15 protein-coding genes are annotated in these 15,149 nt (G+C 31.7%); 7 read left to right on the forward strand and 8 right to left on the reverse strand.

What is annotated here, in order from left to right; genetic code table 11:
- The first annotated feature begins 7 nt into the window (after positions 1-7).
- From ABDH49_02995 to ABDH49_03015, 5 genes are read left to right on the forward strand one after another with little or no spacing between them, the layout of a single operon-like run.
- Positions 8-2,845, forward strand: coding sequence for a S8 family serine peptidase (locus ABDH49_02995; GenBank protein MEN3045938.1), 2,838 nt, complete (start codon positions 8-10; stop codon positions 2,843-2,845).
- On the forward strand, positions 2,842-4,227 hold the full coding sequence (locus tag ABDH49_03000) for a phosphomannomutase/phosphoglucomutase (GenBank protein ID MEN3045939.1): 1,386 nt from the start codon (positions 2,842-2,844) through the stop codon (positions 4,225-4,227). The genes ABDH49_02995 and ABDH49_03000 overlap by 4 nt, the downstream gene beginning before the upstream one ends.
- A 15-nt stretch (positions 4,228-4,242) precedes the next feature.
- The gene (locus ABDH49_03005) at positions 4,243-4,617 is read left to right on the forward strand and encodes a polymer-forming cytoskeletal protein (protein ID MEN3045940.1); all 375 of its coding nucleotides are present in this window, start codon (positions 4,243-4,245) and stop codon (positions 4,615-4,617) included.
- Complete coding sequence (locus ABDH49_03010) at positions 4,614-5,486, forward strand: glycosyltransferase family 2 protein (protein MEN3045941.1); 873 nt, start codon at positions 4,614-4,616, stop codon at positions 5,484-5,486. Before ABDH49_03005 ends, ABDH49_03010 begins: the two co-directional genes overlap by 4 nt.
- 5 nt (positions 5,487-5,491) lie before the next feature.
- The gene (locus ABDH49_03015) at positions 5,492-6,217 is read left to right on the forward strand and encodes a DNA-formamidopyrimidine glycosylase family protein (protein ID MEN3045942.1); all 726 of its coding nucleotides are present in this window, start codon (positions 5,492-5,494) and stop codon (positions 6,215-6,217) included.
- A 10-nt stretch (positions 6,218-6,227) separates the two neighbouring features.
- On the opposite strand, the gene der is transcribed toward ABDH49_03015, so the two are convergent.
- From der to plsY, 8 genes are all read right to left on the reverse strand, one after another.
- Complete coding sequence (der, locus tag ABDH49_03020) at positions 6,228-7,478, reverse strand: ribosome biogenesis GTPase Der (protein ID MEN3045943.1); 1,251 nt, start codon at positions 7,476-7,478, stop codon at positions 6,228-6,230.
- Positions 7,479-7,810: 332 nt separating this feature from the next.
- Positions 7,811-8,086, reverse strand: a complete 276-nt coding sequence (locus ABDH49_03025; GenBank protein ID MEN3045944.1) for an HU family DNA-binding protein — start codon at positions 8,084-8,086, stop codon at positions 7,811-7,813.
- A gap of 148 nt (positions 8,087-8,234) precedes the next feature.
- Entirely contained in the window at positions 8,235-9,296 is a 1,062-nt protein-coding gene (gene lpxB, locus ABDH49_03030; protein MEN3045945.1) for a lipid-A-disaccharide synthase, read from the reverse strand.
- Complete coding sequence (locus ABDH49_03035; GenBank protein ID MEN3045946.1) at positions 9,293-9,859, reverse strand: methyltransferase; 567 nt, start codon at positions 9,857-9,859, stop codon at positions 9,293-9,295. Before ABDH49_03035 ends, lpxB begins: the two co-directional genes overlap by 4 nt.
- A complete protein-coding gene (locus ABDH49_03040) occupies positions 9,856-10,791 on the reverse strand; it encodes a Gfo/Idh/MocA family oxidoreductase (GenBank protein ID MEN3045947.1) in 936 nt (311 codons plus the stop codon). The genes ABDH49_03035 and ABDH49_03040 overlap by 4 nt, the downstream gene beginning before the upstream one ends.
- Entirely contained in the window at positions 10,788-11,477 is a 690-nt protein-coding gene (locus tag ABDH49_03045; GenBank protein MEN3045948.1) for a hypothetical protein, read from the reverse strand. The genes ABDH49_03040 and ABDH49_03045 overlap by 4 nt, the downstream gene beginning before the upstream one ends.
- Positions 11,478-11,509: 32 nt before the next feature.
- A complete protein-coding gene (locus tag ABDH49_03050) occupies positions 11,510-12,358 on the reverse strand; it encodes a glycoside hydrolase family 3 N-terminal domain-containing protein (GenBank protein ID MEN3045949.1) in 849 nt (282 codons plus the stop codon).
- A complete protein-coding gene (gene plsY / locus ABDH49_03055) occupies positions 12,359-12,943 on the reverse strand; it encodes a glycerol-3-phosphate 1-O-acyltransferase PlsY (GenBank protein ID MEN3045950.1) in 585 nt (194 codons plus the stop codon). It abuts the gene before it with no gap.
- Positions 12,944-12,973: 30 nt separating this feature from the next.
- On the opposite strand from plsY, the gene ABDH49_03060 reads away from it, so the two are divergent.
- Together ABDH49_03060 and ABDH49_03065 are read left to right on the forward strand one after the other, a co-directional pair.
- On the forward strand, positions 12,974-14,122 hold the full coding sequence (locus ABDH49_03060; protein MEN3045951.1) for an O-antigen ligase family protein: 1,149 nt from the start codon (positions 12,974-12,976) through the stop codon (positions 14,120-14,122).
- The gene (locus ABDH49_03065; GenBank protein ID MEN3045952.1) at positions 14,094-15,146 is read left to right on the forward strand and encodes a glycosyltransferase; all 1,053 of its coding nucleotides are present in this window, start codon (positions 14,094-14,096) and stop codon (positions 15,144-15,146) included. The genes ABDH49_03060 and ABDH49_03065 overlap by 29 nt, the downstream gene beginning before the upstream one ends.
- Positions 15,147-15,149: the final 3 nt, after the last annotated feature.

Raw genomic sequence — 15,149 nt, forward strand, 5'->3', positions numbered from 1 at the left:
GGTAAAAATGTTAGGTCTAATTTTAAGTTTTATAATATCCGTGGAGGTGGGGCCCAAACTAAAGAAGATCCTATCTGAGGGAAAAGATGGTATATATCCTGTACTGATATACGTTAAAAATACCCTGGATGAAAAAGAGCTTGAAAAACTCACCGAATCTAAATCAAAGGAGTTAAAAAGAAAAATAGTAATTCAAAAACTAAAGGAAAATGCGGCAGCATCTCAAAGAGAAATTTTAAATTTCTTAAGGGGAAAAAATGTCAAAGATCTAAGACCTATATGGATAGTTAATGCGATATATGTAAAACTTGATCTAAAAACTATAAGGGAACTCCTCACAAGGAACGATATAGAGGGAATAGAAATTGATGAACCTGTAAAGGCAATACTGGGAGATACAAAACCTGGTAAAAAGATAAAATTAAAGTCTATTCCTGCTGCTCCTGACACTGCTTGGGGGGTTAAGTATATAAATGCGAAACATGCCTGGAGCTTAGGCTACAGAGGAAATGGAGTCGTAGTTGGAATCTTTGATACAGGAGTAAACTATAACCACAATGATATAAGGGATAGGATTTTTAGAAATGAAGTGGAATATGCTGGGCTTCCAGGTGTAGACGATGATGGAAATGGGTATGTTGACGATTATATAGGTTGGGATTTTGCAAACTGGGATAACGATCCAATGGATGATTATAGGGATATGTGGGGGAATCCAGTTTTCCACGGGTCTCATGTAGCAGGAACAGTTGCAGGAGATGGAACAAGTGGACTTTTAACAGGAGTTGCACCAGAGGCAACAATTTTACCTTTAAAGGTTTTAAATTCAGCTGGATGGGCTGCTGAGGGTTGGGTATGGCTCGCAATGGAATACGCTATTGAAATTGGTTGTGATGTGATGAGCTTCTCTATTGGATGGATGAACGATTGGACCCTTGATAGATCAAGATGGAGATATGCATCAAAAATGGTAAGATTAGCCGGAGCAGTTATGTCCTGTGCTGCAGGAAACAACGCAAATGACACCCCTAATGAGAATATACCAAACCCTGGATCTTGCCCTCCGCCTTGGCTACATCCCACACAGAGAGCAACAGGTAATATTGGATCTCTCTCAGCTGTAATTACAGTTGGCGCGCTAACCTTAGATGGAGATACTGCTGGATTCTCCTCGGTAGGCCCTTCACACTGGGGTAATGTTGCACCTTGGAATGATTTTCCTCTCCCAACCGGACTTATTGATCCTGATATCCTTGCTCCTGGAGTCCTTGTTCAGAGCTTAGCAGGAGAAACAAACGATGGGTATAGACTTATGAGTGGAACAAGTATGTCAACACCCCATATCTCAGGTGTCTTAGCCTTACTCTTTTCAAAAAATCCTGAAATGACACCAAGAATGGCTGATTCAATAATTGAGTCAACAGCAACTGATATGGGAACACCTGGCAAAGATAACATTTACGGAGCTGGTAGACTGAACTTACCTCTTGCAATTAATAGCCTTCCACTACCTCAATTTAATCTTGTTGTTCTTAAGGATTCAGTTTATGATGGAAATGATAATATTATAAAACCAGGGGAAACTGTAAATTACTATTTAAGGATTAAAAATACAGGAACACATACTATAACTGGAGTTTCTGCTCATCTTACTTCTCCTTCAAGATACATAATAGTAGTAAATGCAAATGTAAATGTTGGAAATATACCTGCTGGTTCTGTAGCTCTTGTTGGTCCATTTACATTTAATGTATCAAACGATGTTCCAAGGGATGCAAGAGCAATTTTCTTTACCGAGTTTTATGGAAATTCTAATAACTATTACGCAAAGAGATTTACTGCCTGTAACTTAAATCCATACTCACCAACAGAGGTTTATGGTCCAGATCTTTATGGATATTATGCTTACGAATCAAAAGATACAGATCCCTATAGACCTGTCTTTAGCTGGATACCTACACCCGCTAATGCCACTTCACACAACTTGACAGATGATTCAGCTGCAGTAGTAAGTCTTCCCTTTACCTTTAAATACTATAACATGCCTATTTCTAATATAGTGATCGGAAACAACGGTCATTTAATAGTTGCTGCTTTAACCAGTTTTTCACCTATAGAAAATATGCCTCTCCCCTATAGAGACGCCTATCCAATGATTTCACCCTTGTGGGCTGACTATGACCAAACTGTAAACGGAAATTATGGTTATACCTATTCTTTCTATGACGCTGCAAACCATAGGTTTGTTGTCACTTATTATGATGTCAGACATTCTACCTACGCAGGTGGTCCATCAAATGCCTATGAGAGGTTCCAGGTTATACTTTATGACCCTGCCTACTATCCAACTCCAACAGGAGACGGTGAAATAGTATTTCAATACAAAAGAAAACCTCGTTTACAAGAAGAGTATTATGTTCCATGGAATGTTGGATCAGTTATAGGAATAGAATCACCTTACGAGCATACTGGTATAACAGCTTGGTACGCTGATGCTCCAAGATCTGGATTCCATTCTCCTGACTCTAACTATGCAATTAAATTCACTACAGTTCCACCCTCTCCTTTCTCTGAGCTAAGTATAGAAGAAAGGGACTCTAAAAATAAGCTAGTTTTAAAGAAAACATTTGGCAAAAGAGAGATCTTCTTGTCCCTTGAAGGCGAAGAAAAGGGATTTATAACTCTTTACGGATTAGGTGGAAGAAAAATAGCAGTCTTAAAGGATGGAAGATTATCAGGTGATATGTATATCAGAATTCCTAAGGAACTTCCCCAGGGAATTTACTTTATTAAAGTAGAAACGGATAAGAGAAAGGAAACGGAGAAAATAGTGGTTTCTGAATGATTATAAATCCCTATATATTTCGTGAATACGATATAAGGGGGATAGCCGAGGAGGATTTAAGAGACGAAAGTGTATGGCACATAGGTAAGGCAATTGCAAGTTATATAATTAAAAGGGGTGGGAAAACCATATCCTTGGGAAGGGATGCAAGAATCTCATCCCCAAGGATACATGATGTTGTTCTTGATGCGTTTTTAAAATCAGGGGTAAATGTAATTGACATTGGTATGGTTCCCACCCCCCTTCTTTATTTTTCAGTCTTCCATTTTGGTCTTGACGGAGGGGTTCAAATAACAGGGAGTCATAATCCAAAAGAGTTTAATGGAATTAAAATAATGTGTGGAAAAGAAACTATATATGGAAAGGAAATTCAGAAAATTAAAGAAATAATTGAAAGGGGGGAATACGTAGAGGGTCATGGAAAAAAGTGGATAAGAGAAGACGTGATCTTTGAATATATAAGAGAAATAAAAGAGAGGGTTAGATTATGGGATCCTGAAAATTATGAAGTTGCAGTTGATCCAGGTAACGGTACCTGTGGACCTGTTATTGAAGAGCTTTATAGGGAGCTTAAAATAAAATTCACCGGAATTTATATGGAACCTAATGGACACTTTCCCAACCACTTACCTGATCCTACGGTCGAAAAATATATGGAGGATTTAAAGAATCTAATGAAGAAAGAAAATAGGTTTACTTGTGGATTTGGATTTGACGGTGATGGTGATAGACTCGGGGTGATAGATGATAAGTTTAGAATTATCTATGGGGATAAAATTCTTGCGATCCTTTCAAAAAAAGTTTTAGAAGAGAAAAAGGGAAGTAAGATTATTTTTGATGTAAAAAGTTCACAGGGAGTTTACGAATATATAAAATCACTTGGGGGTGACCCTATAATATGGAAAACAGGTCACTCTCTAATTAAAGCTAAACTAAAAGAAGAAAATGCACCGATTGCTGGTGAAATGTCAGGTCATCTTTTCTTTAAGGATAGATTTTATGGATTTGATGACGCTATTTACGCTTCTTTGAGATTTTTAGAAGTAGTAGATACATTTAGAAAAAAAGTCTCAGAACTTGTTGATGAGATTCCCTTTTATTACTCAACACCTGAAATAAGAGTAGAGTGTCCAGATGAACATAAATTTAAAGTTGTAGAGAAACTAAAAAAGAAATTTTCAAAGAAATTTAAAATTCTTGACATAGATGGGGTAAGAATAAATTTTCCGGATGGTTTTGGTCTTGTAAGAGCCTCTAATACTCAACCAGTTCTTGTTCTTAGATTTGAAGGGAAAACACCAGAAAAAATGGAAGAAATAAAAAATATTATATTAGAAGAACTCTCTAAATTCTCTGAGGTAAATTTAGGTTCAATTCCATAAAAAAGGCTTAACAACATGAATAAAGAGCCTACCCCTCAAGTAGATACTCATATAGGGGAATCAACTCATTTAAAAGGGGAAATAAGGGCAAAGGGAGGTATAAGAATAGATGGAGAATTTGAGGGAAACATTGAAACAAGAGATCTTTTTATTGTAGGGACAAACGGAAAAGTTAAAGTTCAAGAGGCAAAGGCAAAAAACGCAAGGATTGGAGGAAGCTTTACGGGGAAATTAGTAGTGGAGGGGAAGGCTCACTTTGAAAAAAATGCAAAATTTGAGGGTGAAGTTTATTGCAAGGGACTTATCGTGGAGGATGGTGTGATATTTAATGGTAAATGCTTAATGGATGAAAAACTAATTAAGGAGGCAAAACAAAAAGAAGAAAAGTGAATTTTTCTATAATTGTAGTTAATTTTAACAGTGGAAATTACCTTACCTATACCTTACGTTCCATAAAATTAAACATTTTAAATAAAGAAGATGACTTTGAAGTTATCGTGGTTGATAATAGTTCTACAGATGGTTCCTTAGAAAAGGCTCAAAAAATTTTTCCTGAGTTTAAATATATTAAAAGTCAAAAAAATCTTGGCTATGGAGGCGGATGTAACTTAGGAGCAGAGCTATCTAAGGGCAAAATTCTTATTTTTTCTAATGCTGACATAGTAATTCCACAAGGAACTTTTGATAAAATAAGATGGTATTTTGAAAAAGAAAAAAAACTCGGAATTCTTGGAGCAAAACTAGAGTATCCAGATGGAACTTATCAACCAAGTTGCAGAAGATATCCCAGGTTTAAATATCTTTTATTTGGAAGAAAATCAATTGGATCTTTTATTTTAAAAAATAACCCTATAACACGAGAATTTCTCTATCTTGACCTTGAAAAAGAGAAAAAAGCATGTGAAGTAGAAGCTGTTTTAGGTGCCTTTATGGCTATAAAAAGAGAAGTCTTTGAAAGTGTCGGAGGTTTTGATGAAGAATTTTTCTTGTTTGCCGAAGATATCGACTTATGTCTAAGAGTTAAAAAAAGAGGATACAAAGTTTTATACGCTCCCGATATAAAAATTATTCATTTTCATGGGGGTTCAAGAAAGTATTTAGGCCCCAAATCTGAACATTATTTAAGAAAATCTATTTTTAAATTTTTTAAAAAACACAATTCAATAAACACCCTATCAAGGCTAATTTTATACTTAGGACTAGTTGCATCTACTTCCTATTCCTCTGCATTTTCAATTTTCCACACAAATAAAAATTAAAGCTTTTGGAAGGACCGGGTGTTTTCCTTATAGCAGAAAAATTGAAATTTCTAAAAGGGAAAAATCCACTTGAAGTTAAGGGAAATAGTCGCGAAAGTAAAGAAGTCATCCTAGGGAAAAAAATTTTAGATGTAAAGAGTCATGGTAAAAACTTAATCTTTGAATTTGACTCCTTTTACCTTATAATCCATTTTTTAATTTATGGTTCGATCAGAATAAATAGTGTAAAAGAGGGAAAAAAAGAAAGATTATCAATTAGATTTAATGATACTTTAATAAATTTTTACAATACCTCAGTTAAAATACTGAACAAAAGGGACTTTAAAATTGATCCAACTATCGATGTAATGAAGAGAAACTTTGATAAGAATAAAGCGAAGGAAAAAATTATTAATTCAGATGAGTTTATTTGCGATATTCTATTGGATCAAAAAATTTTTGCTGGAGTAGGAAACATAATTAAAAACGAAGCACTCTTTAGAGCAAAGATTCACCCGCTAAGTATAGGGAAAAAAATAAAAGAAGAAAATATTGAAAGATTAGTTAAAGAAGTACTGTCTTTTTCCCGTCTTTTCTATATTACAAGAAAATCGAATAAAAGATTAAAGGACTATCTTTTAATATACGGAAAAAAACTCTGTCCAATTTGTAATGGAAAAGTTAACCTAAAATATATAGCAAAAACAAAAAGAAAAACCTACTTTTGCATGTCCTGTCAATTTTTATATTGAATCAAAAAATCTAAACTTTATTTAATATTTTAACAGGCACGCCCTTTAAATCAAAATCTCTTCTAAACCTATTTTTAAGATATCTAAGATAATCTCCACTTAGAAAATCTGTTGAAATTACTTCATAAACTCTTGGAATTTTACTTATTTCTCTCATATCTTTTATGTAACAGGGCGGTGTATTTTCTTTTATAGCCTTCGCTAAGAACTTTTTGAGTTCTCTTTTTTCTATTTTTCTATTCATTTCTTTCCAGACTTCCCTGATTTTTAGTGGAATAGCGTCTATTCCGTATTTTAAAGTAGCAGAAGTAAAAACTTGAGGAATATACGAAAAGTAAGGATAAAGCTCCCTTTTTTCAGTATAGATATTATTTATTTCCTTTTTCGTCAGTAAGTCTATCTTGTTTAAAATAATAACGATTCCCTTTCCTTTCTCCTCAATTAAAGATAAAATTTTTCTTTCAATTCTAGTAAAAGGTTCCCTTATGTCCATTACAAACAATACAATTAAGGCATAATCTAGAGAATGTGAGGTTTTCACATAAGAAAAGTATTCAAGATCACTTTTAAATTTATTTCTTATTCCTGCTGTATCAATAAAAATAAACTCGCCACTTTCAAGCTCTATCGGATCCCTTGTAGTTCCAGGAATAGGTGATACTATGGCATAATCTTTTCCTATTAGACAATTTAAAATTGAAGATTTTCCTACATTTGGCCTTCCAATGATTGCTACAGGAATTCTTAAAATTTTTTCTCCCTTAAAGGGAAAATCTCTTGATAGCACCTCTATTAACTCAGAAATTCCAATCTTATGTGACGCTGAGATCTTAAAAATTTTTTCTTTGCTAACAGGTAATAGGGCAAATTCATCGTCTTTTCTTTTTTTCACATCAATTTTATTTATAATAAGGTAAATAGGCTTACCCTTTTTTCTAAGCATCTCCATAATTAACTTATCACCTTCGGTTAAGCCCTCTTTCGCATCTACAACAAATAGAAAGGCATCTGCTTCATCTAGTACCTCTAGGACTCTTTTTTCTATCTCTTCATTTAATGGATCAACGGAATTAAAAAGACCACCAGTATCACAAATTTCAAAGGCAAAATCGTCGAGGAAAACTTTTTTCCTTAGAACATCTCTTGTAACACCTGGCATACTGTGAGTCACAGCAATATTTTTCCCGATTATTGAATTAAAGAGAGTACTTTTTCCTACGTTAACTCTTCCCACAATCACAAAAAAAGGCAAATTACTCATCTTTTAAAAAGATAAGAGAAAATAGGGGGAAAAATAAAGTTAAAAATATATTGGTAAAAGTAAGATTAATTATAACAGCTGAAAGCGAAAATGTGGAAATTCTCAGAATATAAACAGTAAACTCATCTTTTACAAGTTCTTTATATAGCTTAAAAAGGGGAAAATTTTTTAATAATAGAAAAGAATAGAGGAAAATAAGAGCAGAAATTAAAATAGAAACAAATTTTAATTCTTTGAAAATATCGGGTAAAAATGAGGAAAGTAAATAGGGAAATAAAAAAATTAAAAAATAGAAGAAAAATTTAGACCCGGGGGACTTTTTTTTAATAATTTTACTTTTTCAAAAGGTTTTTAAGTTCAGAAGAAGGTCTAAAGAAGGGAACCTTTTGGGCAGGAATTTGTATTTCTGCTCCAGTTTTTGGATTCCTGCCCTTTCTTGCTTTTCTTTTCTTAACTCCAAAGGTTCCAAATCCAACCAATCTAAGCTCTGAACCTTTTTTTAAAGTTTGTTTTACAGCATCTACAAAAGCATCAACGGCTGCCGCAGCAGCCTTCTTTGATATTTTTGCATAATTTGCTACATGACTTATAAGTTCTGCTTTGTTCATGGTTTACCTCCTTTTTGTTTTTTTCCGTCCCCCGGGTCTTTTAAATATTATAACATTTCAATTGAAAAAAGTCAAGTCTTTTCATTGATAAAGGCCATTTTTCCTAAAGCTTAATTAAAAATTTAAAATTTACTATATTATAATATTTCTAATTTAGTATTAAATATACGGGATTAAATTTATCTTTATTTTTCAATATCTGCCGTAGATATCTTAAGGAACTTATTATTTCTTCTGATTTTTCCCTTTTTGATTTAAGTGTAACTAAAAACTCTCTAATTTCTTTTAAATTTATATGTTGAACGTATTCTGGAATAACTCTTTTTTTTAAAATTATATTTACTAGTGAAACGTAGGGAACTTTAGTTAACAACCTACCCAAAATATAGGTAGGTTCAGAGACTTTATATATTACAACCATTGGAGTACCAGCAAGAGCACACTCAAGAGCTACTGTCCCACTTACTGTAATTGCATACCTTGCTCTTTCTATATAGGGAACCACATCCTCCCTTATAATTTCAAACTTACCCTCAACCTTAGACAGTATCTCACTATCACTATATAAAAGTGAAATTAAAAATCTATAATCTTTAAAATCTTTTTCTATATAATCTCTTATTCTAACCATGTCATTGACATGCCTTATTATTTCCCTTTTTCTTGAACCAGGCAAAAAAATTATAATATTTTCCTTATCTTCATTCCATCTAATTCTTTCAACTATAGGGTTACCGACAAAGAAGGTATTTACTTTCTTTTTTCTTAAAAATTCTGCCTCAAAAGGGAACGTAGAAAGAACCCTATCAGTGTATTTCCTAAGTTCTCTGATTCTCCAAGAACCCCAAGCCCAAACTTGAGGAGGTATAAAATAAAAGATTTCCCTTTCTATCTTTTTTAAAACTCTGGCTAAATTTAAATTAAAACCAGGAAAATCAACAAGAACAACCTTTTTTATATTCTCTCTCCTAACAAAATTAAAAATCTTTTTTAGTAAATTTTTAAAATATAAAATAGAACCTATAGCTTCGGTAAAACCAATAACTGCCTTATCGGTTATATCTTCAACTAAAATTGCTCCAACTTTTTTACTTTCCTTTCCTGCATAAGCATAAATTTCTAGGTCTTTTTTTACTTGTTTCAATTTATCTATAAGATAAGAAGCATTCCTATCTCCAGAAGGCTCACCAGCTACAAATAAAATTTTCATTTTATATACTTTAATAAAACTCCAACAAATATTAAAAAAAGAATCAGTATTAAAGTTGACTTTTCAAATCTTAATACTTCTTTTAAATTATATAGCCTTTTCGTTTTTTTTTCATAGGAAGGAAACTTAGGTATAAATCTAAAAGTCTTCCTCTTATACTCCTTATATTCTTCTCCAAATTTTTCCTCTAAAAATTTTTCCTCTTCTAAAATAATAAAATAGTATTGAACAAAAAAAAGTATGAAAAATAGAAGATAAAAGATTATAGGAGGGTTATAAAAAATAACGAAAAAAAGAGCTATAAAAAAATTACCTAAATAAATTGGATTTCTCACATAAGAGTAGGGACCACCAGTAACAAGAAAGTTTGCATTAATTTCCTTTGCCCTAGTTAGCTCTCCCACATACATCAAACTGTAAATCCTTAAAAACTCACCTAGAAAAAGCAAGGGGATTAAAAGAAAACCTTTAAAGCTTGGATTAGAAAAAAAAAGCATTATAACAAAAAAAGGGATTGGGATTTTATCTCTATTTCTATATAGAAACTTACCAAAGTTAATCAAAATTTTATCCTCTTTAAATTATTTTCTATAACTCTTTTTATCCTTAAAGCAATACTTAAACTTTTTATAGCCTCTCTTCCGTCTACAAGAACTTTCTCGCCATATAGACAAGCCCTAACAAAATTTCTAAGTTCCTCTTTTAAGGGATTAATATTAAAACTTTTAACTGGATAGGGTAAAATCTGATTGTCTTTTTTTATGTAAACTTGTGCTGTTTTCCCCCTTAAATCAACAGAAATGTATGTATCCTTTTGGAAAAAGCGAATCTTTCTAAAAGGCTCCCTTGATATTCTTGAAGCAGTTAAGTTGCATACTCCTCCATCTTGAAACTCAATTCTCACATTAGCAATATCTATCTTATCAGTTATAACAGGCACTCCTACAGCCTCCAATTTTTTTATCTTCGAATTTTTAAAAAGTAATACAAGATCTATATCATGAACCATAAGATCTAAAATAACATCTACATCTGTACCCCTTCCGACAAAAGTAGAGAGTCTTTCTGCCTCAATAAACATTGGATTGAGAATAAGATCCTTTATACTTAAAATACCTGGATTTAGTCTCTCAACAAAACCAACCTGTAAAATAAGACTTCTTTTTTCTGCCTCTTTAACAAGCCTTTTGGCTTCACTGATTTTTGTTGTTATTGGCTTTTCCATAAAAAGATGCTTATTGTTTTTTAAAACCATAAACCCAACTTCGTAGTGAGAAAGTGTAGGAACAGCACATGTCACAGCATCAACCATTTCTAAAAGTTCATAAGGTGAGTTAGCTGCATATAAATTGAATTCCTTTGCTACCTCCTTTGCTCTATCTTCATTTATATCATAAACAGCAACAACTTCTGCCTCCTCAATTTCTTTTAAAAGTTTCACATGAATCGAACCAAGATAACCTACCCCGATTGTTCCAACCTTTAATTTTCTCATAAATGACCCTTATATCCAACCTGAAAAGTTCTCATATATGTGTCTGAAAGTAAGTCCCTAAAAGAAAAAGTAAAGAAGAACTGATTTATAAGATTAAAAGATACACCAGAGTTAAGAATACCCTTAGTATGTAGTGGATCGTTGTATCCAAGGGCATATTCAAGAAAAAAACTAAACTCGGGTGAAAAATTCAAAATCAAAGAAGAAAATATATCAAAACCACTTTTTTCATCTTTTGTCTCAAAGGTTCTGTTTAATCCCCCATTTAAAATAAAGCCTGAAAGCACAGGAAATTCTTTACTTATACATAAATATAGTCCTCGTGACTTTATAAAATACCTTTCATTATCTTCGATATAATGATCAAAGCCCTGAGTCTCTATACCTAAAATAGCTGAGGGCCAATATTCTAACTCTTCTAAAATTAGATAGGAAATACTAACACCTGGAGCAGGATTAAATCTAACTTTCCCATAGCCGATGATACCTGTGCCTCCATATCTTAATCCAATAGACAATTTATCTAATATAGCTGCATCAATAGAAAATAAAAGACCGCCATCATTATAAAACCTAATATCAAATTTATATTCACCTCTTGCAAGATTTTTTGCTATTGGAAAATCACATGGCAAAACAGAAAGAGAAAACAAACTTACAGGAATAACGAGTAATAGTTTATTCATTTTTTCTAAATAAATTAGAAATTTTATGATTTTTATAGAGCTTTTTTCAAAAATTCAAAATCAGAAATTAGGATAAGGTCACAACCTGCCTTCATAGAAAGTTTTATACTTTCTCTAAGTGAATAAAACTTTTTTATCCCACCCATTAATAAATCATCTGTTATAACCTTTCCCCTAAAAGAAAGTTTTTTCTTTAATAATTTCTTTATAAAATATTCGGAAAAAACAACAGGCTCATCTGAAATTCTTCTGTACTTTATATAACCAGCCATTATGTAAGAAATACCCTCTTTTATTAATACTTTATATGGTAAAAGATCCCTTGCAATATCTTTAAGACTAGAATCAGAAACTGGCAAATCCCTGTGGGGATCTTCCCTTGCTCTTGCTTGATTAACAAAATGTTTAGCACAACACTCCACACCATTTTCCTTCATTATCTTATAAAATCTATATGAATATTCCATTACAATTTTTAAATTTTTACCAAAACTCCTCTCTTTTTTGCAGATTACCTCATTTTCTTCATCATAACAGATATCAACACAGGGAGCAAAATTTATATCAATCCCTATACTTTTAAGCTCCTTTGCCATTTTATTGCAGGATACTTCAAATTCTTCGAGACTATTCTGTCCCCACTTCATCGGTGAGGGGTAACCATCTATAACCCAAGAAGCATAACCACCTTCCTGATCTGTAGAGAGTTTTAAATCATAACCTGCAAACTTTTTTAAATCTCTTATAAATTCCCTCAGCTCATTCAGATTCTTGTTTTTAAAATGACTTGTTAAAAAAATAGAAAAGGGGCTAAAATTTTTTACAACTTCAAAGCCATCCTCATAATCACTTATACCAATAATAAAATTACTAAAATCCATTCAGAAGTTGATCTTTTTCTCAGTTCCTTCTAAGAGTCTTTTTATGTTAGAAAGATGTGCAATATATATGACTAAAACTGTCATCAAAGAAATAACATCAAAATAAAGAGGATAATCTTCGATAAACACTATGATTAAAAGCCAAACTAATGAAGCAATGAGTGAACTGAGGGAAACGATTCTAAAGAGTAAAAGAAAGGTAATAAAGGAAATTAAGGCTATGAAAACTGGATAAGGCGTAAGGGCAAGATAAGCTCCAAAGGCTGTAGCAACCCCTTTTCCTCCTCTAAAATTAAGAAAAGGAGATGTAATATGTCCTAAAATTGATGCAAAGGCAACTAAAATAGCAAAATTAAAAGAAAAAAATTTAGTGGCAAGAAGTGTAGGGAAAAAAGATTTAGCAGTATCAAAAAGTAGTGTTAAAATTCCTAACTTTTTGTCATATCTAAAAACATTTGTAGCACCTATGTTTCCACTTCCAAGTTTTCTTATATCGATCCCTTTTAGGGTCTTCACAAGTAAATATCCAAATGGTACTGCTCCTAAAAAATAAGATAAAATAAGATAGAGAATTTTAACGTGCATTTAATTATTCTAAGCTTTTATAATTTCAAAATGAAAGCATTTGCACAACTTATCTCTATTATAGTGCCAATTTCTTTCCCACTCTCGGTAACTCTCTCATCCATTTTATTTATAATTCTTATAATATTTCCGATTTTAAAATTTAAGGATTTTGCAATTTTTTCGAAAAAATTCAAACTTTTTTATTTACTTTTCTTCCTATTTTTATTATCCTACACGTTATCAGCGATTTTATCATGCGATACTGTTGATGCAATTAAAAGAGCAAGGGAATATTTTTTCTATCTTGGAATAATCTCTGTAGCCTTTATTTTTAGAGAAAAAATTGACTTAGAAAAAATTTTGAAGATATTCCTATTTTTCTCGGCAATCTCTGTTTTATATTCAATTTTAAGCATACTAAGGGGAACTGCAAATGAGGGAAGGGCTCATGGTTTTTTTCTTCATCCGTTAACATATGCTGGATTCCTTATAATTCCAACTCTCTTTTCGGTTGGACTCTTTTTCATTAAAAAAAAGAGCACTCAAAAAATTATCCTCCTATTAATCTCCTTAATACTTTTTTTAGGCTTAATTTTAACTGATTCAAGAGGAGCAATAGTCGTAACCTTTTTGTCCTTGTTAATTCTAATCTATAAATTCAGTAAGAAACTGATTTTACCCTTAATAGTAGTGGCCTTATTTTTTTCAGCGCTATTTATCATAAAAAATCCTTTAAATTTGAGAGAGAAAGCCTTAAGAGAACAAAGTTTAAAAAAGAGATTAGAGTTAATTAGAGCTTTCCCTGAATTTTTTCTTAAAAGAGCACTTTTTGGATACGGTAGAGTCCATACACAAAAAATAGTCTCTCACCTTGAAAAAGAAAACTTTAATAGAGAAAAACTTGATCTTTTGAGATATATGAATCATTTTCATGTAAGTTATTTACAGGTTCTTTTTTATTTTGGTATTTCCGGTTTTCTTTTACTTTACTCTTTGTTTTTTTATCTTCTCTATATTCTTTACAAAAAATCAAGAGAAAGTATCTTTTCTTTTTTAAATTTAGTAAATCTTTTTGCCTTTTTGACTTATGGATTATTTGAAATAAATATCTTTGCCGATGAGATTCTTTTACCACTTTTCTTCTTTATAGGAATTTCACTAGTTGAAAATGAGAATAATTCTATTTTCAGGGTTTAAACCCTTTGCAACTGTTTCTTACTTTTATAAATATCTTAAAAGAGAAGAACCAGATACAGTGTTTGTTTCCTATGATGAAGGAACAGATTTTTATCTAAATTCACACAAATTAAACTTAAAGAAAATCTTCAAAGAGATATTTGAACCTGATCTTTTTATATATGTAGAAACAGATCCTGGTAAAGGTTTTTTTATTGAAGACCTTTTAGAGGTAAAAGTTAAGAAGGCCACATGGCTTATTGATAGTCACTTAAATTTTAGATGGCATAAAAATTTTGCCAAATTATTTGACTACGTGTTTGTTGCCCAAAAATCACTTATTCCTTGGTTTAGAAAATACAGTATAAATCCAAAGTGGCTTCCACTTGCCTGTGACCCTGAAATTCACAAGGAATGGTTCAAAACAAAAGAGTATGATATTGTTTTTATTGGACATCTAAATAGAGAAAGAGAAAAATTTTTTAAAGAAATGGAAAGTAACTTAAGAGGAATTAAAATACTTGTAAAAGAAAAAATATACCTTGAAGAGAATGCAAAAATTCAAAGTAAAGGAAAAATAGGTTTTAATCTACCTGTAAGAAAAGATATTAACATGAGAACTTTTGAAGTTCCAGCCTGTGGCTCACTTTTATTTTCTCCCTTTGTAAAACATTTAAACGAGATTTTTAGTGAAGAAGAAATTGTAATCTATAGAAATAAAAATGAAATTTATAAAAAAATTGAGTATTTTCTCGAAAGAGACGAAGAAAGGGAAGAGATGAAAGAAAGAGCTAAAAATTTAGTAATAAATAAGCATAATTACCTTGAAAGAGTCAAAAGTTTTCTTTTTGAAATAAAAAAAGATAAAAAAATAGGCGAAAAAAGCTACTTTGACTTTTTTTATTTAACCTATAACAAAAACTTCAAAAAGTATAGGAAATTTCATTTTCTTTTTAAGATTTTAAACTTTAAAAAACTGCTTCAGAATTTGCTACTTGAGTTTGAAGAAAGAATAAGAAAAAAATTTAATAGGTTTCCGTACTAAATA

Source organism: Candidatus Hydrothermales bacterium, from assembly GCA_039630235.1.
In the GTDB taxonomy this organism is placed as follows: domain Bacteria; phylum Hydrothermota; class Hydrothermia; order Hydrothermales; family JAJRUZ01; genus JBCNVI01.